Origin of the sequence: Mesorhizobium sp. B3-2-1 (assembly GCF_006439515.1) — a bacterium.
Classification (GTDB): Bacteria; Pseudomonadota; Alphaproteobacteria; order Rhizobiales; family Rhizobiaceae; genus Mesorhizobium.
This window is the reverse complement of record NZ_VFTI01000004.1, coordinates 231,914-254,097: the sequence shown is the minus strand read 5'-3', so window position 1 is coordinate 254,097 and position 22,184 is coordinate 231,914. Positions and strand designations below refer to the sequence as shown.

The 22,184-nt window shown below is 63.6% G+C and carries 25 protein-coding genes; 11 read left to right on the top strand and 14 right to left on the bottom strand.

What is annotated here, in order from left to right:
• A complete protein-coding gene (locus FJW08_RS06345; RefSeq protein WP_027141877.1) occupies nt 1–195 on the bottom strand; it encodes a DUF1192 domain-containing protein in 195 nt (64 codons plus the stop codon).
• 122 nt (nt 196–317) lie between these two features.
• Between FJW08_RS06345 and FJW08_RS06340 the strand changes: the two genes are divergently transcribed.
• The 3 genes from FJW08_RS06340 (at nt 318) to FJW08_RS06330 (ending at nt 2,782) form a co-directional block, all read left to right on the top strand.
• Entirely contained in the window at nt 318–1,328 is a 1,011-nt protein-coding gene (locus FJW08_RS06340) for an NAD(P)H-quinone oxidoreductase (RefSeq protein WP_140809689.1), read from the top strand.
• Between the two features lie 161 nt (nt 1,329–1,489).
• Nucleotides 1,490–1,630 (top strand): DUF1127 domain-containing protein, encoded by a 141-nt coding sequence (locus FJW08_RS06335; protein ID WP_140754595.1) that lies wholly within the window; start codon nt 1,490–1,492, stop codon nt 1,628–1,630.
• Nucleotides 1,631–2,086: 456 nt separating this feature from the next.
• Nucleotides 2,087–2,782: a DUF1013 domain-containing protein gene (locus tag FJW08_RS06330; RefSeq protein ID WP_015315358.1), complete on the top strand. Its 696-nt coding sequence runs from the start codon at nt 2,087–2,089 to the stop codon at nt 2,780–2,782.
• A 201-nt stretch (nt 2,783–2,983) separates the two neighbouring features.
• Here the strand turns inward: FJW08_RS06330 and FJW08_RS06325 are convergent, their stop codons facing one another.
• The 4 genes from FJW08_RS06325 to FJW08_RS06310 form a co-directional block, all read right to left on the bottom strand.
• On the bottom strand, nt 2,984–3,703 hold the full coding sequence (locus FJW08_RS06325; protein WP_140809755.1) for a YafY family protein: 720 nt from the start codon (nt 3,701–3,703) through the stop codon (nt 2,984–2,986).
• Nucleotides 3,704–3,775: 72 nt separating this feature from the next.
• A complete protein-coding gene (locus FJW08_RS06320; protein ID WP_140809687.1) occupies nt 3,776–4,183 on the bottom strand; it encodes a hypothetical protein in 408 nt (135 codons plus the stop codon).
• Between the two features lie 74 nt (nt 4,184–4,257).
• The gene (locus FJW08_RS06315) at nt 4,258–4,848 is read right to left on the bottom strand and encodes a DJ-1/PfpI family protein (RefSeq protein ID WP_140809685.1); all 591 of its coding nucleotides are present in this window, start codon (nt 4,846–4,848) and stop codon (nt 4,258–4,260) included.
• 84 nt (nt 4,849–4,932) lie between these two features.
• Nucleotides 4,933–5,100 (bottom strand): hypothetical protein, encoded by a 168-nt coding sequence (locus FJW08_RS06310; protein ID WP_015315361.1) that lies wholly within the window; start codon nt 5,098–5,100, stop codon nt 4,933–4,935.
• A gap of 265 nt (nt 5,101–5,365) precedes the next feature.
• Between FJW08_RS06310 and FJW08_RS06305 the strand changes: the two genes are divergently transcribed.
• Together FJW08_RS06305 and FJW08_RS06300 are read left to right on the top strand one after the other, a co-directional pair.
• Entirely contained in the window at nt 5,366–6,319 is a 954-nt protein-coding gene (locus FJW08_RS06305) for a ring-cleaving dioxygenase (RefSeq protein WP_140809683.1), read from the top strand.
• A gap of 116 nt (nt 6,320–6,435) precedes the next feature.
• Entirely contained in the window at nt 6,436–6,597 is a 162-nt protein-coding gene (locus FJW08_RS06300; protein WP_140754587.1) for a hypothetical protein, read from the top strand.
• 26 nt (nt 6,598–6,623) lie between these two features.
• Here the strand turns inward: FJW08_RS06300 and FJW08_RS06295 are convergent, their stop codons facing one another.
• The 7 genes from FJW08_RS06295 to tkt form a co-directional block, all read right to left on the bottom strand.
• Entirely contained in the window at nt 6,624–7,340 is a 717-nt protein-coding gene (locus FJW08_RS06295; protein ID WP_140809681.1) for an SGNH/GDSL hydrolase family protein, read from the bottom strand.
• Nucleotides 7,341–7,494: 154 nt separating this feature from the next.
• A complete protein-coding gene (locus tag FJW08_RS06290) occupies nt 7,495–8,238 on the bottom strand; it encodes a thioredoxin family protein (RefSeq protein ID WP_140809679.1) in 744 nt (247 codons plus the stop codon).
• Nucleotides 8,239–8,415: 177 nt separating this feature from the next.
• Nucleotides 8,416–9,441, bottom strand: a complete 1,026-nt coding sequence (locus tag FJW08_RS06285; RefSeq protein WP_140809677.1) for a class I fructose-bisphosphate aldolase — start codon at nt 9,439–9,441, stop codon at nt 8,416–8,418.
• 148 nt (nt 9,442–9,589) lie between these two features.
• Nucleotides 9,590–10,786 carry a phosphoglycerate kinase gene (locus tag FJW08_RS06280; RefSeq protein WP_140809675.1) on the bottom strand — a complete coding sequence of 399 codons (1,197 nt, stop codon included), beginning with the start codon at nt 10,784–10,786 and terminating at the stop codon, nt 9,590–9,592.
• Between the two features lie 157 nt (nt 10,787–10,943).
• The gene (locus FJW08_RS06275) at nt 10,944–12,824 is read right to left on the bottom strand and encodes a potassium/proton antiporter (protein WP_140754577.1); all 1,881 of its coding nucleotides are present in this window, start codon (nt 12,822–12,824) and stop codon (nt 10,944–10,946) included.
• Nucleotides 12,825–13,011: 187 nt separating this feature from the next.
• Complete coding sequence (gap, locus tag FJW08_RS06270; protein ID WP_140809673.1) at nt 13,012–14,022, bottom strand: type I glyceraldehyde-3-phosphate dehydrogenase; 1,011 nt, start codon at nt 14,020–14,022, stop codon at nt 13,012–13,014.
• A gap of 213 nt (nt 14,023–14,235) precedes the next feature.
• A complete protein-coding gene (tkt, locus tag FJW08_RS06265; RefSeq protein WP_140809670.1) occupies nt 14,236–16,227 on the bottom strand; it encodes a transketolase in 1,992 nt (663 codons plus the stop codon).
• Nucleotides 16,228–16,487: 260 nt separating this feature from the next.
• Here tkt and FJW08_RS06260 point away from each other — a divergent pair, with 260 nt between their 5' ends.
• The 4 genes from FJW08_RS06260 (at nt 16,488) to FJW08_RS06245 (ending at nt 19,020) form a co-directional block, all read left to right on the top strand.
• Complete coding sequence (locus FJW08_RS06260) at nt 16,488–16,760, top strand: DUF4164 domain-containing protein (RefSeq protein ID WP_006200774.1); 273 nt, start codon at nt 16,488–16,490, stop codon at nt 16,758–16,760.
• Nucleotides 16,761–16,771: 11 nt separating this feature from the next.
• Nucleotides 16,772–17,137, top strand: a complete 366-nt coding sequence (locus tag FJW08_RS06255; RefSeq protein WP_140754571.1) for a cell division protein ZapA — start codon at nt 16,772–16,774, stop codon at nt 17,135–17,137.
• Nucleotides 17,138–17,341: 204 nt separating this feature from the next.
• A complete protein-coding gene (locus FJW08_RS06250) occupies nt 17,342–18,001 on the top strand; it encodes a peroxiredoxin (protein ID WP_140509714.1) in 660 nt (219 codons plus the stop codon).
• Between the two features lie 146 nt (nt 18,002–18,147).
• Nucleotides 18,148–19,020 carry an MBL fold metallo-hydrolase gene (locus tag FJW08_RS06245; protein ID WP_140809668.1) on the top strand — a complete coding sequence of 291 codons (873 nt, stop codon included), beginning with the start codon at nt 18,148–18,150 and terminating at the stop codon, nt 19,018–19,020.
• Nucleotides 19,021–19,104: 84 nt separating this feature from the next.
• Here the strand turns inward: FJW08_RS06245 and rpoH are convergent, their stop codons facing one another.
• Together rpoH and FJW08_RS06235 are read right to left on the bottom strand one after the other, a co-directional pair.
• Nucleotides 19,105–20,016, bottom strand: a complete 912-nt coding sequence (gene rpoH, locus FJW08_RS06240; RefSeq protein WP_015315375.1) for an RNA polymerase sigma factor RpoH — start codon at nt 20,014–20,016, stop codon at nt 19,105–19,107.
• Between the two features lie 190 nt (nt 20,017–20,206).
• Nucleotides 20,207–21,262 (bottom strand): RluA family pseudouridine synthase, encoded by a 1,056-nt coding sequence (locus FJW08_RS06235; RefSeq protein WP_140809666.1) that lies wholly within the window; start codon nt 21,260–21,262, stop codon nt 20,207–20,209.
• 26 nt (nt 21,263–21,288) lie between these two features.
• On the opposite strand from FJW08_RS06235, the gene FJW08_RS06230 reads away from it, so the two are divergent.
• Both FJW08_RS06230 and FJW08_RS06225 read left to right on the top strand, forming a co-directional pair.
• Nucleotides 21,289–21,672 carry a fimbrial protein gene (locus FJW08_RS06230; protein WP_140809664.1) on the top strand — a complete coding sequence of 128 codons (384 nt, stop codon included), beginning with the start codon at nt 21,289–21,291 and terminating at the stop codon, nt 21,670–21,672.
• Between the two features lie 36 nt (nt 21,673–21,708).
• Nucleotides 21,709–22,116 carry a VOC family protein gene (locus FJW08_RS06225; RefSeq protein ID WP_140809662.1) on the top strand — a complete coding sequence of 136 codons (408 nt, stop codon included), beginning with the start codon at nt 21,709–21,711 and terminating at the stop codon, nt 22,114–22,116.
• Nucleotides 22,117–22,184: the final 68 nt, after the last annotated feature.

Below are 22,184 nucleotides of genomic sequence, written 5' to 3'. Positions count from 1 at the left end.
TTATCCGCGGCGGAACAAAGCCTCGGCGGCCGACTTGGTGTTGTCCTTGGTCTTGAGTTCGGCTTCCAGCCGGGCGATCTCGTCGCGCAGGATGCCGATGCGCTCGGACAGTTCACCGACGGAAAGCAACGACAGGTCCTGCCCGATCTCGTGCGGGCGCGCCTTCTTCTTGGGTTCGTCGTCGAAGATCGCCATCGTTGCTCCTCCTCCGCCAGACCAGATTGGCCATTTGCCTGATTTGCCAATGAGCATACATAGGGCAGGGGCGTCGATGCAAACAGCCGGTAAGAGTGCGGCGAGGAAAGACGGGAAACTTCATGGCGAGCGGACAGAAAATTCCGGCACGGATGACGGCGATCGCGATCTCGGAGCCGGGCGGCCCCCGGGTGCTGAAGCCGGAAACGCGCGACGTGCCGCTGCCCGGCCCCGGCGAAATCCTGATCAAGGTCCATGCCGCCGGCGTCAACCGGCCGGACGTCCAGCAGCGCAAGGGCGCCTATCCGCCGCCGCCCGGCGCATCGGACCTGCCGGGTCTCGAAGCGTCGGGTGAAGTGGCGGCGCTTGGCGACGAGATATCGCGCTGGCGCATCGGCGACCGGGTCTGCGCGCTCACGCCCGGCGGCGCCTATGCCGAATATGTTAGGGTTCATGCAGGCAGTGTGCTGCCGCTGCCGGCGGGCTTCACCCATACGGAGGCGGCGGCGGTGCCGGAGAACTATTTCACCGTCTGGCACAATGTCTTCGAGCGCGGCGGACTGAAGAAGGGTGAGACGCTGCTTGTCCATGGCGGCTCGTCCGGCATCGGTACCACGGCGATCCAGCTCGGCTCGGCCTTCGGCGCCTATGTCATCACCACCGCCGGATCCAAGGAGAAATGCGACGCCTGCCTGAAGCTCGGCGCCGACCACGCGATCAACTACCGCGAGCAGGATTTCGTCGCCGCCGTCAAGGAGGCGACCGAAGGCCGGGGCGCCGACGTCATCCTCGACATGGTCGGCGGCGATTATGTCCAGCGAAACTACGAGGCCGCCGCCATCGAGGGCCGCATCGTGCAGATTGCCGTGCAGGCAGGTGCTGTGGCGACCGCCGACTTTTCCAAGATCATGGTCAAGCGGCTGACCCATACGGGTTCGACGCTGCGGCCGCGTACCGTCGAATTCAAGGCAGCGATCGCGGCGGCGCTCGAGGCGCAGGTGTGGCCTCTGCTGGGCACGCGCAAGGTCGCTCCGGTCATGGACATGATCTACCCGCTCACCGATGCCTGGAGGGCGCATGAGCGGATGGAGGAGGGTGAGCACATCGGCAAGATCGTGCTCGACGTCGGCTAGGCCAACATCCCCTGAATGGGGTCGCTGCCTACAAGGTGAACAGAAGCTTAATGGTGCAATGCAGCATTTGCATCATTGCTATGCAAAATCAGCCATTCAAGTCCTCATCGATGATCACTATTTGAGCATCATCGAAACGAACCCAATTCAGGAGGACTACCATGAACCCGATCCGCGCTTTCCGTAACTGGCGCATGTACAACGAGACCGTTCGCGAACTGAACCGCCTCAACGCACGCCAGCTCAGCGACCTCGGCATCAACCGCGGCGACATCGAACGGATCGCCCGTCAGGCGACCTGATTGCAAGCGCGACCCGCCGCAAGGCAGGGTCGCAATGCAGAGCCGCCGCGGACGCCTGTCGTCGCCGGTTCCGAACCCGCTGGACCCTGTCCGGCGGGTTTTGTCTTTTGGGGGCAGAAAAAATAGTGGCAGAGGCAATCGTGCCGTCCCTATCGGGCACAAGGGCGAACCCTGGATGGAGGCGGCGGCAAGCGCCAACATCACCGTGAAGACCGGACGAACCTATCTCGAACGGATATTCGCCAAGACCGGAACACGCCAACAGAGCTAGCTTGTCGCGTTGCTCAAGGGCACGGAACCGTTCCGGTAACTGCCGGTTCGCGGTTTCCGGTGGGCTTCTCCAAAAACATTGCGAAACAGGCAGGGAACGGTTATACAGGCCCCGAATTTCCCATTTTGGTGGCTCTAAACCACCGCCCGCGCGGGAACGCGGGCGAACGAGAAGGATTTTTAAAAATGGCCAATACGCTGCTGATGCCCAAGGCGACCGCCGTCTGGCTGGTCGACAACACCGCGCTTTCCTTCGAGCAGATCGCGCAGTTCTGCGGGCTGCATCCGCTCGAGGTCAAGGCGATCGCCGACGGCGAATCGGCGCAAGGCATCAAGGGCATGGACCCGATCATGACCGGTCAACTGACCCGCGACGAGATCGCGCGCGCCGAGAAAGACCCGAACCAGCGCCTGAAGCTTTCCGACCCCAAGGTGCGGGTGCCGGAATCCAAGCGCAAGGGTCCGCGCTACACGCCGCTGTCGAAGCGCCAGGACCGGCCGAACGCCATCCTGTGGCTGGTGCGTAATCATCCCGAACTCAAGGACGCGCAGATTTCGCGCCTCGTCGGCACCACCAAGTCGACGATCGAGCAGATCCGCGAACGCAAGCACTGGAATTCGGCCAATCTGCAGCCGATGGACCCGGTGACGCTGGGCCTAGCCTCGCAGATCGACCTCGACATGGAAGTCAACCGCGCCTCGCGGGGTCGCGAACAGGCGCAGCCGGTCGGCGACACGCTGCTGCCGGCGGCATTGACCGAGCGGCTGGTACCAGCGCCGGAGAAGCCGAAGGACGAGGACGCGGAGCTCGACGCCAACGCCGTCTTCGCCAAGCTGTCGGCGCTGAAGTCGAAGGATACCGACACGGACGATGAGGAGTAGGCAGCGCCTCTTCCTTCTCCCCTTGTGGGAGAAGGTGGCCGAGCGAAGCTCGGTCGGATGAGGGCTGTTCCAGCTTGGCACCGACGCACTCCGTCGCGCACCCCTCAACCGTCTCGACGCCGCGCGCCGATCCACCGCCCTGGGGCGAGCCGCTGGTCTCGCCCGTCCTTCCGACCCCACAGGGGGAGAAGGAAGGAACCGTCAGCTTCGCGCCGCGCGGTCCGGCGCCATGCCGTAATCCTCGCTGCGCTCCACCGCCCGGTAGAAATCGGCAAGCTGCTTGCCGCGTTCCGGCTTGAAGATGCGCCCTGCGATGACCACCGAGGCGATACGGTCGATGCGGAAGGCACGGAAATCATCGCGCATCTCGCACCAGGCGACCAGCGTCCACACCTTGCCCCAGAACCATAGGCCGAGCGGCCTGATATCGCGCGCGGTGCCGCGGCCGGCTTCGTCCGAGTAGTCGATGGTCAGCACCTGGCGCTTTTCGACCGCGCGCTCGATCAGGTCGATCGCCTCGCGGGCAGCGTCACTGACCACCCACATCGGCGTGTGGATCTCGGTGCGGGCGATGCGGTCCTTTTCGGTATCGGGCAACACGGCACCGATCTTGACCAGCGCCTCGTCGGCGGCCCGCGCCATCGCGGCGCCGCCGAAGGCGCGCACCATGCGCGCGCCGGCAACCAGCGCCACGATCTCGTCACGCGTGAACATCAGCGGTGGAAGGTCGAAACCCTCCCTCATCATGTAACCAACGCCGGCCTCGCCGTCGATCGGCACCCCGGTCGACTGCAGGTCGGCTATGTCGCGATAGATGGTTCGCTCGGAAACCTCGAGCCATGTGCCGAGCTTCTGGGCGGTGACCAGACGGCCACCACGCAGATGCTGCACGATCTGAAAGAGCCTGTCGGCGCGGCGCATCGTTTGCTTCCCCAGTGTCTTTCCCATGCATGCCGTGGCTCCCGGACCGGATCCACTTCCACGTGACATGCATTACGGTTTCAGCCCTTCGCGCTTGCGCTGCGCGGCGACGAATTCCGCGCCAAAGGACAGTTTACTCGTTGTCGTCGTCGTCGCATCGAGCACGCGCCAGAAGGGTGCGATGTCGCGGAGCGTCATGCCGCGCTCAAGGTCCTCATTGGCGGCTTCGGCGACCGTGCGCAGATGATAACCTATGGTGACCGGGCATGTCACTTCGGCGCCGTGCTCGATGGCAAGGGCCGTGCGCAACGCGCGAACGTCCATCTCGACGCCTTTGGGAATCGAGCGAATGAAATCGTCGACCTGGCGCGCGGTCGGCACCAGCATAGGCTGGCCCTCGATGACATCTCCCATCGTGCGCGGCGTTGGTTTCACGCCGTTGATGCCTGGTGTGTTCAGCCTGTCGTTCCAACTCTTCATCGATCGTCCTTCCGACCGTCGACGCGCAGTGTCTCGATCCTGCACCATCGCACGCACCTCCTGACAGCATACTGTCAGGAGGCTTCAGCATACTCCTTGGCGAATAGCGTCCGCATCTGCGCGAGTTCGCTGCCTCTAGAGGGGTAGAGCGTCCGCAGGAAGGCAAGGGCGAAGGTGCCGGGCGCCGAACCCGGCGCGGAAACGATCCTGCCGTCAGCCACCGCATGCGGCACGTCCTGATAGTTGCCCTCGCCGGCATAGCCGGCCTCGTGACGGTTGATCCAGTCGCGGCCGTTGCTGGTGTGCTTGGCGTTCTCGAACATGCCGGCGCGGGCCAGCGCCAGCGTACCCGCACAGATGCCGCCAACGACACCGCCGCGCCTGGCGACGGCCGTCAGCAGTTCGGAAGCATCCGGCGGCGCCTTGCCCGCCCACTGGTCGGAACCGATGACGGCCACGGCATCGAGATCGGTATTCTCATCGACGCTGGCCGACCGGTCTGGCGTCAGCCGAAAGCCGCTGATTCCGGTGACCGGCTTGCCTTCGGGCGTAACCGACACGGCGCGAGCGCCGAACCATTCGACCGCCGAGGCCGCCAGCAGCCCGTATTCCCAGTCGGCAAAACCTTCGATGAACAGAAAGCCGATTGTCTTCTGATCGGGCATGAACTCGCTCCATCCCTCGCGCGCCGGACCTGATATCTGGGTGCTGACGGGTCAGCATCCAACCGCCGCGTTGAAAATTCTGCCTCAATTGCCGTGATGGCGACGCTCGGCATACATGTCTGGCCAGCCGATATCCTTGCGAATGTCGGCGGGCAGCGCGTTCATGAACCGCTGGGTCCGGATCTCGTTGCGCATCGTGCGGATCTTGCCGACATAGTGCTGCATGCCACGCAGAATGGTAAAACCGTTCATGACCAATCTCCTCTCTCTAACTGGAAACAATATCGCACACCCCTCCTGACAGCAGTCTGTCAGGAGGATGGCAGGTCGTGCGACGACAGTTCCGTTCTTGCCGTGACGGGTCAGGCGAGCGCGGATTGTTCACCATGAGGAGACCAATCGGGGCAGTATTGTCCATCGATTGGTGACGGACTGTCGGGATAGGCGGCCTTCAGCGGCGTGACGGGAGTTCTGATATGAAGGGAGAAAATCCTTCCCCAAAAACAGGGAGACGACCATGAGCCTGCAACTGACGGGAATTCACCATCTGACCGCCATCACCGCCAATGCGCCCGGCAATCTTCACTTCTACACGAGGGTGCTGGGGCTGCGGCTGGTCAAGAAGACGGTGAACCAGGACGACACATCGGCCTACCACCTCTTTTATGCCGACGGCGAGGCAACGCCGGGTACCGACCTCACCTTCTTCGACTGGCCGATCGGCCGCGAACGGCGCGGCACGCACAGCATCGCGCGGACCAGCCTCAGGGTCGGCAGCCGGCAGAGCCTTGCCTGGTGGCAGCAGCACCTTGCCAGCGAAGGCATCGTGACAGGAGAGATTACCGATATCGGCGGCTATCCCAGCCTGGATTTTGAAGATCCCGAGGGCCAGCGTCTGCGGCTCGTCAGCGATGGCGGCAAGGGCGGCAGCCATCCCTGGGCGCAGAGCCCGGTGCCGGCGGAGCATCAGATCCGCGGGCTCGGGCCGATCGGCATCAGTGTTCCCGACATCACCAACACCGAGGCGGTGCTGACCAGCGTGATGAACATGCGTAAGGCCCGCGACTATGCTTCGCCGGACGGTGAGGGCCAGGTCCACGTCTTCGAAATGGGCGCGGGCGGGCCGGCGGCGGAGCTTCATATAGCCGTGCAGCCTGGGATTGCGCCGGCTAGGCAAGGCGCCGGTGCGGTTCATCATGTTGCCTTCAGGGCGCCCGACCAGGAGACGTTGCATCAATGGACGGCACGCCTGGCCGAATTCCGGCTGCCGTCGAGCGGCGAGGTCGAGCGCTACTACTTCCGCTCGCTCTATTTCCGTGAGCCGAACGGCATCCTGTTCGAGATCGCCACCGACGGACCGGGGTTCACCGCCGACGAGCCGCTGGAAACGCTCGGCGAAAGCCTGGCCCTGCCGCCGTTCCTGGAGGCAAAACGCGCTTCGATCGAGGCTGGCCTCAAACCGCTGAAGTAGATCGCTGCGCGGTCAAGGCGGGCGCCGCGTTCCGGTCCGGGATCGCGGCGCCCTTTCTTTCCCGGAGACGGAACGAACCGCTTTGACAGGTGACAGCGTTGCTGGTCAAAGGCGGCATGACCAAACTCCTCGCCCTTGTCATTGTCGGGTTCATGGTGATCCAGATCATCAAGCCGGTCGGTTGGCCCGGGCTCAAGCGCCGCGCCGATTTCTGGAAATTGGCATTGCTCGCCATGGCGGCAATCTCGCTGGCGGCCGTGCTCGGGCATTTGACATAGGCCCTCGCGACACCTGTCGTCGGCTTTCAGTCCGCAAGCACAGGGCCGACGAGATGTTCCGCCCAGGCCCGGTAGCCGGCCTCCGAGGCATGGAACCCGTCGGAGGCAAAACCGGCCTCGGGATTGGTGATCGGCAGGCGCGGCGCCGGCACCGCGCCACGTTCCAGGCAGAGGCGTTCGCCCATCCGGTTCATCGCGGTGGCGCGGATCTCGAGGATCTTGCCGAGCAGCGACGGCATGGCCGGCGCACGCGTGAACTCCAGCACCGGTGACCATACCACGCGCGCCTCCGGCCATTTGGCGCGCAGCGCATAGAGCAGGCCGCCGAACTCCTTCTTGAAACGCGGTACTGAATGGAAGTTCTTGGTATCGTTGGTGCCGATGGCGAGCACGATGTGCGTCCACGGATCGGCCGACAGATTGGGCAGGACATGGTCGCGAATCTGGCCCGATGTCGCCGAATTGAAGCCGGCTGCACGCCAGCGCACAGCGCTGCCGGTGCGCTGTGCAATCAGGACGGCGAGCTGCGCGGCAAGTCCGTTTTCGGAATTGCCGATGCCGACCGACGCGGCTGAGGAATCGCCCAGCACCAGCAGCGAGATCACCGGCGGCTTGCCGGCGAGATCGTGCATGACCGGGCCTCGCGCCGGCAGCATGCGCGAGGTGCGGCGGCGCACGCCCAGCCCCTGCCAGACATAGACAGGGAAGGCGAGCCAGGTGAGAATGGTCGGAAAGCGTCGCATCGCTGGTCCATTGAGCTGGTTTGCGACCAGCATCTAATGCATGTCACGGGCGAGGTGAACGAGCATTTCCGGCGAAAACAGAATCGCCTCGAACGCTCTACCCCTTTGCTTTACGCTATTCCGAACGCAAAACCGCTCCGCACTTCGGTGGACTCTAGCCGTCGTGGCGATCGCGCTCCGCTTGCGGCTCGCCTGCATATTCGTCGTGCAGCCGCACCCAATCCATCAGGTTGCGATAGAGGCCGGTCTCATCGCGGCCCTTCGGCGTCAGGTCCAGATAGTGGTAGGCGCCGATCAGTTGTTCGCCGCCGCGGGCACGCGAAACGAATGTCAGGAAGGTGTCGCCGTTCTCGTCCCTGTAGAAAACGCTGATGCCGGGGAGCTCCTTCGATGTCCGGGGACGGGTTTCGAAATTATAGGTGGTGTCGCCAGCCGCGATCTGCCTGTCGGTGAAGGAAACCTGCATGTCGAAGTTGAAATCCGACGCATAGGACGACACCCAGTCGAACTTCCAGCCCATGCGCTGCTTGTAGGGCAGCAGTTCCGCCAGCGGCGCGCGTGAAACCACGACCACCGAGACATCGTGATGCCTCAGATGCTGATTGGCTCCGTCTATATGGTCGGCAAGGAACGAGCAGCCCTCGCAATGATGCGTACATCCCGGTCCAAACATGAAATGGTAGACGATCAGCTGGCTGTTGGCGCCGAACAGGTCGGAAAGTTTCTTCGGCCCCTGTTCGGTTTCGAAGACATAGTCCTTGCGGATTTTCAACCAGGGCAGTTCGCGCCGCTCGGCCGCAACGCGCTCGCGTAACCGTGTCAGTTCCTTCTCGCGGGCCAGATGTGCCTTATGAGCCTCGAACCAATCTTCGCGCGAAACGACCTTGTTGCGATGCATGAACTTCTCCCTGTCTGCATCCCAAGGACGTACGGGATGGGCGCAAGCCGACATCGCCGCTGCCAGGAATGCCCAGAGCAAATAAGAATGCGAACGCCTTGCCCCAAGGCCGGTGCGCCAAAACAAAAAACCCGGGCATGTCGGCCCGGGTTTGAAGGGAAGGGTGGCAGGTGGTCTTCAGGCAGCCTGTTCCAGGCTCGCCTTCCATTTACCCAGTGCCGCCAGGTGATTCATGTGGGCACGGTGGGTGAAGGCGGCCTGGCCGGCGGCGACGTTCGAGGCCTTGCCGCTCCAGGCCTTCTGCGGCGCGGCCTGCAGCGCGCGGCCATAGGAGAAGGTCAGCTTCCACGGATGCGGGCCGATGGCGTTGATGGCATTGAGGTTGGCGGTCGCCTCCTCGTCCTCCTGGCCGCCGGAGAGGAAGGCGATGCCAGGCACCGCCGCCGGCACCGTCTCGCGGAACAGTTTTATGGTTCTTTCGGCGACTTGCTCGGGGCTGTCCACCGTACCCGATTTCTTTCCCGAGAGCACCATGTTGGGTTTCAGGATCGTGCCTTCGAGCACGACACGGGCGGCATAGAGTTCGTCGTAGAGCCTTGTCAGCGTCGCCTTGGAAACCTCGTAGCAGGTGTCGATGTCGTGGGCGCCGTCCATCAGCACTTCAGGCTCGACGATCGGCACGATGCCGGCTTCCTGGCAAAGGGCGGCATAACGGGCGAGCGCATGGGTGTTCGCGCCGATCGAGGTGGCCGAGGGCACGCCCCTGGTCGTGTCGATGTCGATCACCGCGCGCCATTTGGCGAAGCGGGCGCCGAGCTTGTAATAGTCGGCAAGGCGCACGCGCAGGCCGTCGAGGCCTTCGGTGATGGTGTCGCCGGGAAAGCCGGCCAGCGGCTTGGCACCGACATCGACCTTGATGCCGGGAATGGCGCCTGATGCCTTGATGATGTCGACCAGCGGCGTCCCGTCGGCGGCCTTCTGGCGGATCGTCTCGTCATAGAGGATGACACCGGAAATGTATTTGGTCATCGCGTCCTTGGCGCGGAACATCATCTCGCGATAGTCGCGGCGGCTGTCGGCGGTCGATTCGACGCCGATGACGTCGAAGCGCTTCTTGATCGTGCCGGAGCTTTCGTCGGCGGCCAGTAGGCCCTTGCCGTTGGCCACGATCGCGGCGGCAATGTCTTCGAGACGTTCGCTCATGGTTGCTCTCCTTGACGGTATCGTTCGCGTTTAACGGAACTCTACCGCCAAAGGAATGATGCCGGAAAGCTCGAATCGATTGAAAGTCGCCGGCGCTGCCGCCGGCTCCCCTCGAGTTGATCGGATTGTCGGCGAGCCGCCGACCGCCTCAGCGCTTGAGCACGTCGACGCCGGGCAAGGGCTTGCCTTCCATCCACTCCAGGAAGGCGCCGCCGGCGGTCGAGACATAGGTGAAGTCGTCGGCGACACCGGCATGGTTGAGCGCCGCCACCGTGTCGCCGCCGCCGGCGACCGAAACCAGCTTGCCGGCCTTTGTACGCGCGGCCGCATGCTTGGCCGCAGCCACCGTGGCGTGATCGAACGGCTCGATCTCGAAGGCGCCGAGCGGACCGTTCCAGACCAGCGTCGCCGCACGATCGATCCACTCGGCGATCGTCGTCACGGTTCTGGCGCCGACATCGAGGATCATGCCATCGGCTGGCACGTCAGAGATGGCGACGGTCTCGCAGGCCGCACCCGCCTTGAATTCCTTGGCGACGACGCCGTCGACCGGCAGGATGATGGCGCAGCCGGCCTCGGCGGCTTCGATCATGATCTGCTTGGCGGTCGGGGCCAGGTCATGCTCGCACAGCGACTTGCCGACATCAGTGCCGCGCGCGGCGAGGAAGGTGTTGGCCATGCCACCGCCGATGACCAGCGCGTCGACTTTCTTCACCAGGTTCATCAACAGGTCGATCTTGGTCGAGACCTTGGCGCCGCCGACGATGGCGACGACCGGACGCACCGGATTGCCCAGGCCCTTCTCCAGTGCCTCGAGTTCGGCCTGCATGGTGCGGCCGGCAAAGGAGGGCAACAGGTGCGCCAGCCCTTCGGTCGAGGCATGGGCGCGGTGGGCGGCCGAGAAGGCATCGTTGACGAAGATGTCGCCATTGGCGGCGAGCCGTTCGGTGAAGGCGGGATCGTTCTTCTCCTCGGCCTTGTAGAAGCGGGTGTTTTCCAGGAGCAGCACGTCGCCCTTGTCCATGGCGGCGACAGCGCTGCCTGCCGTGTCGCCGACGCAATCGCTGGCGAAGTCGACGGGGCGGCCGAGCACCTCAGCGGTTGCCCTGGCAATCGGCTCCAGCGAGAATTCCGGCGAAGGACCATCCTTGGGACGGCCGAAATGGGCGAGCAGGATGACCTTGGCACCCTTGCCGGACAATTCGGCGATGGTCGGCGCGATGCGTTCGATGCGGGTGGTGTCGGTGACCTTGCCGTCGGTGACGGGAACGTTGAGGTCGACGCGCACCAGCACGCGCTTGCCGCTGATGTTGCCGATATCGTCCAGTGTCTTGAAGGCAGCCATGCCGGTCCCTTTCGTCTGAAAATCGCCGGGACCATACCCCGCATCGGCGGCGATGCAAGGCTTTGGCCGGAGTCGGACGCGAAATTTTGAAACGGGCGGGGACATAGTCCGTGAAGACCGTCCGGCCTATGTCGGGGTGGTGCAACGATCGCCCTCGTCAGCTTTCGGCCGATGCCTTCTCGACCGGAGGCTCAGGGGCGTCATCCGCCTGTGCCGTTACCTGCGCCCCTGCCGGCTTGCGCCACTTGCGGATAAAGGCACCGAGACGGTCGCCGATCTCGCCGGCGCTCAGGAAGACAGGCACGCGCGCCACCGGTGCGGTCGGCTCGAAAGAGAGGCCGAGACCTGTGATCCTGCCCTTGTCGTCGACATCCCTGACGATCAGCTCGATTGGGCCAAGCAGAACCCGGTCGGCATATTCGGCATGGCCGCCGAGCCGCGCCGTGACCAGCGCGCCGACTGTTTGCTTCTGCTCGGCCTCGGTGAGACCAGGCGCATAGGCGACTTCCAGTTCAGCGGCGGAGCGTTCGGGGTCGACGGCGAAGGCGCCGAAGAAATCGGCATCCTCCGGATCGACCACGGCGCGGCTGGCGAACAGCTTGTCGAGCAGGCGCGGATAGCGGTCGGGCACGAAGATGTAGACCTGATCGCCGGCGGCGAGCCGGCCCATGTCCTGGAAACGCATCGAGCGGCCGTCACGCAGTACCAGCGAGGGCCGCGCCCAGCGCGGGATGCGCTCGCCGCGCGCCACCGGGCTGCCTGGCGCCACACGATAGGCAAGGAGTTCGTGATGCGCGGAGCCGGGCAGCTCCAGTTCGACCTTGTCCAGAGGTCCGAGCCGCGCCGGCACGATCAGGCCCAGGCGACGCGCCAGCGGACCGACGGTCCAGCCCTGGATGACCAGCGACACCAGAACGATGATGAAGGCGGCGTTGAAGATGGTGCGGCCGTTCTCCAGTCCGCCGAGCAGCGGTGTGATGGCGAGCAGGATGGATACGGCACCGCGCAGCCCGACCCAGGAGACGAAAGCGACTTCGGGACGCGGCAGGCGGAACGGGACCAGGCAAAGCCACACGGCGACAGGTCTGGCAATGAACATCAGGAACAGGCCAAGGGCTATCGCAGGCACCATGATCGCTGGAAATTGCGAGGGCGTCGCGAACAGGCCGAGGATGAGGAACATGATGATCTGCGCCAGCCACGACATGCCATCCTGGAAACGCTTCAGGATGGTGACGGCGCGGATATCGGAATTGCCTGCGATGAGCCCGGCGATATAGACGGCCAGGAAGCCCGACCCGCCAATCGCGCCGGCGGCGGCGAAGACCATCAGTGACAGGGTCAGCACGAAGATCGGCAGCAGGCCATGGTCGAGGTTGAGCCGATCGACCAGGCGTACGATGGCGAGGCCGCCAAGCACGCCGACGATGGCGCCGAGGCCCATGTTGACGAGGAAGCCGAGGATCAGATTGGTGACCAGGACATTGGCTTCGGGATTGGCATGGGCGGCGATGACCTCGACCAGCGTGATGGTCAGGAAGATGGCGATCGGATCGTTGGTGCCCGATTCCACCTCGAGCGTGGAGCGCACGCGCTCGCGCAGATTGATCTCGCCGGCGCGCAGCAGGAAGAACACCGCGGCCGCGTCGGTCGAGGCGACGGCGGCGCCGAGCAGGAAGGATTCCAGCCAGCTGAGGTCGAGCAGGTAGTAGGCGGCGGCGCCGAACAGGCCGGTGGTGAGAAGCACGCCGAAGGTCGCCAGCGACAGGGCTGGTCCTGCCGCCTGCCGCAAAGCGTTGAGCGGCGTGCCGAAACCGGAATCGAACAGGATGACGGCGAGCGCCAGTGAGCCGGCAAAATAGGCGATACGGGCGTTGTCGAACTGGATGCCGAGGCCGTCGGTTCCGGTGGCGAGCCCGATGCACAGAAACAGGAGCAGGAGCGGGGCGCCGAAGCGGAAGGCGATCAGGCTCGAAAACGCGGCGGCGACGACAAGCGCTGTGCCAACCAGCGTGACGAGATAGATCGCATGCTCCATCCGTGATTTGCCCCTCGAATTCCTCTGCCTCCTGGCTTTACGGCAGAGTGGGGCGAAGGCGTGACCAGTGCAAGGCGGGAGGGTGGTTTTTTGCCCAGCGCCGCTGATTTTCGCGCTGCTGCTCCGGTAAACGAAAAACGCCCGGACGAAGCCGGGCGTTTCGAGTGTCGAGAAGACGGATCTTCGATCAGGCGATGGTCTTGCCGAAGGCGACGGCGGTGTCGCCCATGCGGTTGGAGAAGCCCCATTCATTGTCGTACCACGACAACACCGAAACGAAGTTGCCGTCCATCACCTTGGTCTGGTCGAGCGCCATGATCGAGGAGCGCGGATCGTGGTTGAAGTCGATCGACACGTTCGGGTGATGGGTGACGCCGAGGATGCCCTTCAGCTTGCCGTTGGAGGCCGCGATCACCGCCTCGTTGATTTCCTGTACCGTGGTCGAACGCTTGGCGATGAACTTGAAGTCGACGACCGAGACATTCGGCGTCGGCACGCGGATCGAGATGCCGTCGAGCTTGCCCTTGAGGTCGGGCAGGACGAGGCCGATGGCCTTGGCGGCACCGGTCGAGGTCGGGATCTGCGACAGGGCGGCGGCGCGGGCGCGGTAGAGATCCTTGTGCATGGTGTCCAGCGTCGGCTGGTCGCCAGTGTAGGAATGGATCGTCGTCATCATGCCCTTTTCGATGCCGACCGTCTCGTGCAGGACGGCCGCGAGCGGCGCCAGGCAGTTGGTGGTGCAGGACGCATTCGAGATGACGATGTGGTCCTTGGTCAGCTTGTCGTGGTTGATGCCGTAGACGACGGTCAGATCAGCGCCGTCGGCAGGCGCCGAGACCAGCACGCGCTTGGCGCCGGCGGTCAGGTGGGCGGCGGCCTTGTCGCGGGCGGTGAAGATGCCGGTGCATTCGAGCGCGATGTCGACGCCGAGTTCCTTCCACGGCAATTGCGTCGGGTCCTTGATCGCGGTGACCTTGAACTTCTCCCTGCCGACGGTGATCTGGTCGCCGTCGACCGACACTTCATGGGGGAAACGGCCGTGCACGCTGTCAAAGCGCAGCAGGTGGGCATTGGTCTCGACCGGGCCGAGATCGTTGACGGCGACGACATCGATGTCCCTGCGGCCGGACTCATGGATGGCACGCAGGATGTTGCGGCCGATGCGGCCAAATCCGTTGATGGCAACTCTGACGGTCATTGTTCTCTCCCTGGGAGCTGGAAGGCAGACGATTGGTCCGCAGCTTCATAGCGGCGGACGGGCGAAGAATCCAGCCGCAGCGGGCTAGATTTAAATCGATTAGGTTAGGCCAGTCCGGCGAAACCGCTTTTCACGCGATCTCGCCGGTAATTTTGTTTCGTGCATGTCGTTATCCCAAAACCGCTATACACTTTTGGGCGACATGCCCGGGCCTCATTTGCCGTGCAGGCGGGCTTCCGCTGCCTTGGCAGCCGCATCGGCGGTGATACCGAAATGCGGATAGAGCTGCTCGATGGTGCCCGAGGCACCGAAGCTGGTCATGCCGATGAAGATGCCATCGGATCCGATGAGATGATCCCAGCCCTGGCGGATGCCGGCCTCGATCGCCATCTTGATCGGTGCCGAACCGATCGTCTTCTTGCGATAGGCGTCGCTCTGCTTGTCGAACAGTTCGAAGCAAGGCACCGAGACGACACGGGTCGGGTGGCCATGCTTTTCCAGAAGGTCGCGGGCGCCGAGCGCGATCTCGACCTCGGAGCCAGTGGCGAAGATCGTCACCGCGGCTTCACCGCTGGCGGCGGCGAGTTCATAGGCCCCCAGGCTGCTCAGGTTGTTTTCGGTGAACTCGGTGCGCACGGTCGGCAGGTTCTGACGGGTCAGCGCCAGCGTCGACGGCGTCTTTTCGGATTCGAGCGCGATCTGCCAGCATTCAGCGGTTTCGACCGCGTCGGCCGGACGGAACACATTGTGATTGGGAATGGCGCGAAGGGCCGCCATGTGCTCGACCGGCTGGTGGGTCGGGCCGTCTTCGCCCAGACCAATGGAATCATGGGTCATGACGAAGATCGAGCGGATGCCCATCAGCGAGGCAAGCCGCATCGACGGGCGGGCATAGTCGGAGAAGCACAGGAAGGTGCCGCCATAGGCGATGAGGCCGCCATGCAGCGTCAAACCGTTGATGGCCGCGGCCATGCCATGCTCGCGAATGCCGTAGTGAACATAGCGCTGGCCGTAATCGTCCGGCGTGATGTTCTTGGTCTGGCTGGTCTTGGTGTTGTTGGAGCCGGTCAGATCGGCCGAACCGCCGATGGTTTCCGGTACCGCGCCGTTGATGACTTCCAGCGCCATCTCCGAGGATTTGCGGGTGGCGACCTTCGGCTTGTCGGCCGTAAGCTTCTTCTTGTAGTCGACGATGACGGCGTCGAAGTTCGCCGGCAGCTTGCCCGCGGTGCGGCGCTCGAACTCTGCCTTCAGCTTCGGATCGGCCTTGGCGAGGCGGCCTTCCCAGTCTGTGCGCGCCTTGACGCCGGCCTTGCCGGCGGTGCGCCAGGCATCGAGGATGTCGGCCGGGATTTCGAAGGGCGGAGAATCCCAGTTGAAGAACTTGCGCGCGCCGGCGATCTCGTCGGCACCGAGCGGCGAGCCGTGCGCCTTGTTGGTGCCGGCCTTGGTCGGCGCGCCGAAGCCGATGGTCGTCTTGCAGGCGATCATCGTCGGCTTGTCGGAATGGCGGGCGGCCTCGATGGCATAGGCGATGGCTTCGGGATCGGTGCCATCAATGTGGCTGGCGTTCCAGCCGGAGGCCTGGAAGCGCGCGACCTGGTCGGTGTTGTCGGCGAGCGAGACCGGGCCGTCGATCGAGATGTTGTTGTTGTCCCAGAAGACGATCAGCTTGTTGAGCTTGAGGTGACCGGCAAGCGCGATGGCTTCCTGGGAAACACCTTCCATCAGGCAGCCGTCGCCGGCCAGCACGTAGGTGTAGTGGTCGACGAGGTCGTTGCCGAAGGCGGCGTTCATGATGCGCTCGCCGAGCGCGAAGCCGACCGAATTGGCGAGGCCCTGGCCGAGCGGGCCGGTCGTGGTTTCGATGCCCGTGGCATGACCGTATTCGGGATGGCCGGCCGTTTTCGAACCCAGCTGGCGGAAGTGCTTGATCTGGTCGATGGTCATGTCTTCGTAGCCAGTCAGATGCAGCAACGAATAGAGCAGCATCGAGCCATGGCCGGCCGACAGGATGAAGCGGTCGCGGTCGGCCCAGTGCGGGGCCTTGGGATCATATTTCAGGAAGCGGGTGAACAGCACCGTGGCGATGTCGGCGCAGCCCATGGGCAGGCCGGGATGGCCGGAATTCGCCTTCTCGACGGCGTCCATGGAGAGGAAACGGATCGCATTGGCCATCCGGTCATGTTGTTCACGCGACGTCATGGTACCTCCAGGGTGGGGGTTTGGGGGCTTGGGAGAGCCCTTGAAAAGGGTGCGCGACACATAGCAGGCGCGGGCTTTTAGTCAACAAATCGGGTGCAGATTTGCCGGTCTTGTGATGCCGCAGGCAGGCCTACTTTAGCGTTAGCGGGGGACAGTCGCGAGAGCTTTGTTGACGTTGCCTTCACCCGGTGCCTAATGTTTCCTGGATAACGCGTTCTGAACGCGAACGATTCGGTGATGGGCAGGGCAGGACGAAGGCCATGACCGGGGAAACCACGCTCAAGGAAGTAATCGCCAGGCTGGGTAAGGCCATAGAAGGGCTGGAAAACGCCGTCGCGGCCAAGCTCGAGCATGAGCGTGACTATTCGGAAGCCGAGGCCGAAGTGCAGCGGATGAATGCCGATCGCTCCCGGCTGGCGCAGGAGCTCGACAATTCCGAAGCGCGCGCCGAACGGCTGGAAGACGCCAACAAGGAAGTTTCGCGACGGTTGGTGACCGCGATGGAAACCATCCGCGCCGTGTTGGACAGATAGGAGCTGGCCCGATGGCACAGGTCACGGTTTCAATCGACGGCAAGCAGTACCGCATGGCCTGCGACGAGGGCCAGGAAGAGCATCTGATCGACCTCGCCGAACGCTTCGACCGTTATGTCTCGCATCTGAAGGATTCTTTTGGCGAGATCGGCGACCAGCGGCTGACCGTCATGGCCGGCATCATGGTGATGGACGAGCTCTCCGAGCTGCAGAAGCGCGTCAAGGGCATGGAGAGCGAGGTGCTGACCTTGCGCAAGACGCGCGACGAGGCGCTGACCAAGGCCGACAAGAGCGACAGCGTGCTGACCAACGCTCTCGGGGCCTTGGCGCAGCGCATGGAAGATCTGGCGACGTCGCTGGCGATCAACAAGGCCTGAGGCGCGCCTCCCCGATCCCTGACGTCTGTCTCATGCCCGATGTCACGCTCTATTTTTCGCCCCGCAGGCGCGGAAAAATTTTGCCCGTCGGGCGATAGCCGTCATCTCCGGCGTTTAATCAGTCACGCTGCGGTGGTACGATTAGGTGCCGGCGCCGGCCGGCAAAAGAATGCCGGCTATATTTCACAAGGGTAGGGATAGGTCATGAGTCTTCGTATCAACGACATCGCGCCGGACTTCACCGCCGAGACCACGCAAGGGACCATCAAGTTCCATGACTGGATCGGCGACGGTTGGGCGATCCTGTTCAGCCATCCGAAGAATTTCACGCCGGTCTGCACGACCGAGCTTGGTACGATGGCGGGGCTCGAGGGTGAGTTCAAGAAGCGCAACGTCAAGATCATCGGCATTTCGGTCGACCCGGTCGAAAGCCACGGTAAATGGCAGGACGACATCAAGACGGCGACCGGCCATTCGGTGCATTATCCGCTGATCGGCGACAAGGACCTCAAGGTCGCCAAGCTCTATGACATGCTGCCAGGCGGCGCCGGCGAAACCTCGGAAGGCCGCACGCCCGCCGACAATGCTACCGTGCGCTCGGTCTACGTCATCGGACCGGACAAGAAGATCAAGCTGGTGCTGACCTACCCGATGACGACGGGGCGCAACTTCGACGAGATCCTGCGCGCGGTCGATTCCATGCAGCTCACCGCCAAGCACCAGGTGGCGACGCCGGCGAACTGGAAGCAGGGCGAGGACGTCATCATCACGGCCGCCGTTTCCAACGAGGATGCAATCAAGCGCTTCGGCGCCTACGAGACCATCCTGCCCTATCTCAGGAAGACCAAGCAGCCTTCCGCCTGAAGCCAGCGTGTCGGAACAGTTTTTGGCTTTTCCGCTCCTGCGAGCCAAGTCATGCTTGACTGGCCCGCAGGAGCGGACAACGATGCTCCCAATGGGTTCCGGTAGAGAAAATCGTTCCTGCCGGCCTTGGGGTAAGGGAGCCGGATGTGGATGTAGCTTTGGCCAGGCCTTTGGTCAGCGGCTTCTATGACAAGCCGACCGGGGCCATCCAGTATGTCGTCGCGGACCCCGCGACGAAGCGATGCGCCATCATCGATCCGATCCTTGATTTCGACGAGAAATCCGGCGCAACTGGTACGAGGAGCGCGGATGCCCTGCTCGATTTCGTCGGGGAAAATGGGCTGGAGCTCGAATGGATCCTCGACACCCATCCGCACGCCGACCATTTCTCGGCGGCGCATTACCTGAAACAGAAGACCGGAGCGTCGATGGCGATCGGCGACAGGATCGTCGACGTCCAGGCGCTGTGGAAGGTCATCTACAACTGGCCGGATTTTCCTGCCGACGGAACGCAGTGGGACAGGCTGTTCGCCGAGGGCGAGACGTTCCGGATCGGAACCCTCCCGGTCAAGGTGCTGTTCTCACCCGGACATACGCTGGCGTCGATCACCTATGTGGTGGGGGATGCGGCCTTCGTGCATGACACGCTGTTCATGCCCGACAGCGGCACGGCGAGGACGGATTTTCCCGGCGGCAGCGCCGCGCGGCTCTGGCGCTCGATCCAGGGCATCCTGGCGATGCCGGACGAGACGCGCGTCTTCGTCGGCCATGATTATCAGGCCGGTGGCCGCGAGCCCCTGTGGGAAAGCACCGTGGCAGCGCAGAGGGCCACCAACATCCATCTTGTCGCCGCGCGCACAGAGGCTGAGTTCGTCGCGCTGCGCGAGGCGCGCGACCGCACATTGCCGATGCCGCGACTGATCCTGCATGCGCTGCAGGTCAACATGAACGGCGGGCGGCTGCCGGAACCTGAACCCAATGGCCGGCGGTACCTCAAGTTTCCGCTGGATGGGCTTTGAGGCAACCGTGGCTCCGGCTGCGGCGTACAAAAAGGCGGCGCCAGTTTCCTGACGCCGCCGTTTGTTTCGTAGCCGATCCCGGCTTTACGCCGCTGGCTGTGCCTCGATGGTGCGCAGCGCCTGCATCTGGCGCTTGGCGGCGGCCTTGACGGCATCCTGCACCTTTTCGAAGGCGCGCACCTCGATCTGGCGAACGCGCTCGCGGCTGATGTCGAACTCGGCCGACAGTTCCTCAAGCGTCAGTGGCTCCTCGGCGAGGCGACGCGCCTCGAAGATGCGCCGCTCGCGGTCGTTGAGCACGGCCAGCGCGCCCGACAGCATGCCGCGCCGGTTTTCCAGCTCGTCCTGCTCGATCAGCATTTCTTCCTGGCTTTCGTGGTCGTCGACCAGCCAGTCCTGCCATTCGCCGGACTCGCCTTCCGTCGCCCGGATCGGCGCGTTGAGTGACGCGTCGCCGGACAGGCGGCGGTTCATCGACACCACTTCGGCCTCGGAAACGTTCAGCCGCGTGGCGATCTCGGCGATCTGGTCGGGCTTGAGGTCGCCATCGTCCAGCGCCTGGATCTTGCCCTTCACCTTGCGGAGATTGAAGAACAGACGCTTCTGGTTGGCGGTCGTGCCCATCTTGACCAGGCTCCACGAGCGCAGGATGTATTCCTGGATCGAGGCCTTGATCCACCACATGGCGTAGGTGGCGAGGCGGAAACCGCGCTCGGGTTCGAATTTCTTGACGGCCTGCATGAGGCCGACATTGCCTTCCGAGATCACTTCGCCGATCGGCAGGCCATAGCCGCGATAGCCCATGGCGATCTTGGCGACGAGCCTGAGATGGCTGGTGACGAGCTTGTGCGCGGCCGTGGTGTCTTCATGCTCGGCATAACGCTTGGCGAGCATGTACTCTTCCTGCGGCTGAAGCATGGGAAAGCGGCGGATTTCTTCGAGATAGCGGCTGAGGCCGCCTTCGCCGGACACGATACTGGGTAATGACTGGGCCATGATAGCGCCCCCTCTCTATTGGAGTGATGCCCCCGAAACGCGGCGGGCATGTGACGCGAGCACCAAAAGGCTCGCCCGCGACAACAGATCTTATACAGGAACAAAACCAGAAAAGACAGGCATTTGTTCAACACGAAACAGTGTGTCACGCTGAAGTGAACAATGACAGTCAGGTTTTTTGATGGTCGGTTCAGAGTTTGCTGAAGCCGTCGACGAGTTTCTCCATATCCCTCGGCATCGGTGCCTCGAACCTCATCGTTAGATGGGTAGTGGGATGCCGAAATGCAAGGAGCCAGGCATGCAAAGCTTGTCGGGAAAATGCCTTGACCTGACTTTTCAAGGGCTCCGGCAGCCGATTGGCCTTGGTGCGGAACGCCAGGCCGTAATCAGGGTCGCCGATGACGGGATGGCCGATATGGGCCATGTGAACGCGGATCTGGTGGGTGCGGCCGGTTTCCAGTCGACATTCGACGAGGCTTGCGGTGGCGAATTCCCGCTGGTCCTCGCCGAAACGCTCCTGCACGGCAAAGCGGGTGACGGCGTGGCGCGCGTCGTCGCGGCCTTCCGGCACGACAGCGCGGCGCACCCGGTCGGCGGCGCGGCCAAGCGGCGCATCGATCGTTCCGGTCGGCCTCTGCGGTATGCCCCAGACCAGCGCCAGATAGGCGCGTTCGAGGTCGCCCGTCAGGCCGTGGTCGGCAAAGGCTTCCGACAGGGCCTTGTGGGCGCGGTCGGTCTTGGCGACCACCATTACGCCGCTGGTCTCCTTGTCGAGGCGGTGGACGATGCCCGGCCGGCGCACCCCGCCAATGCCCGACAGGCTGTCGCCGCAATGGTGGATCAGCGCATTGACCAGGGTGCCGGTCCAGTTACCGGCGCCGGGGTGTACGACGAGCCCTGCCGGCTTGTTGATGACGATCAACTCGTCGTCTTCGTAGAGCACGTCGAGCGCTATGTTCTCGCCCCGCGGCTGCGCCGGTTCCGGTTCCGGCATGGCGACCGACACATTTTCGCCCGCGCTCATCTTGCGTTTGGTTTCGTCGACCGGCTTGCCGTCGATGACGACGGCGCCTTGCCTGATCAGCATCTGTACGCGACTGCGTGACATGTCCGGGCCAAGGGCGGCTGCCAGCCACTGGTCCAGGCGTTGGCCCGCCGCATCCGCGCCCGCGACCAGCAAGGTGGGCGCGGCCTCCATCAACGGGTCCTCTATCAATTCGGGGGCCTCTTCGCTATGAGCGCTCATCGAAAAACCATTCCGGAATATTTGCCATGGCCCGGCCCGATGCCGACGAAGACCAGGAAAAGCCGCTTGACCCCGAGGTCGACAAGCTGCGCGGCAAGCTCATCCGCTTCATGGTCATCAATCTCGGCCTCTTGTTTGTTGCTCTTATGGTGGTGATCGGCGCCCTTGTCTACAAAGCCCGCAAGGCGCCATCGGCCAACCCGCCGCTGTCCGGCGACGTCCAGACGACGGCTGGCGAGCCGGCCAGCGGCGATATCGTGCTGCCGGTGGGCGCCAGGGTGGTCAGCCAGTCCTTGTCGGGCGATCGTCTCTCTGTCGATGCCGAGCTTGCCGACGGCAGCCGTGCGATCTTCGTCTATGATATCGCCGAGCGCCGCCTGATCGGCCGTTTTGCAATCCGCAACAAATAGGCGGGCAGCAATGCCGCAAACGAGCTTGCCGCAGACATGACCGGATTCGCCGAACATCGCCGTGTCGCGACCGTGACCCTGGTCGTCGCCGATTATGACGAAGCGATCGCATGGTATGTCGGGCGGTTGGGCTTTCTGCTGCTCGAGGATGTCGATCTCGGCCGCGGCAAGCGCTGGGTGGTCGTCGCGCCCGCCAACGGGCAGGGCGCTAGGCTGCTCCTTGCCGAGGCGTCCGACGAGACGCAGAGGAATAGCATCGGCAACCAGACCGGCGGGAGGGTCTTCCTGTTCCTCGAAACCGACGACTTTGCCCGCGACCATGCCGCCATGCTGGACAAGGGCGTCGAATTCCGCGAGGCGCCGCGTTTCGAACCCTATGGTACCGTGGCCGTTTTCGTCGATCTCCATGGCAATCTCTGGGACCTGATCGAGCCCAGGCGGTAACGCGGAGGACCGCTTTTTATTCGATGCGGTAAAGCCGCCGAACCCCAGTTGCTTTTTCCTGGCCGTCA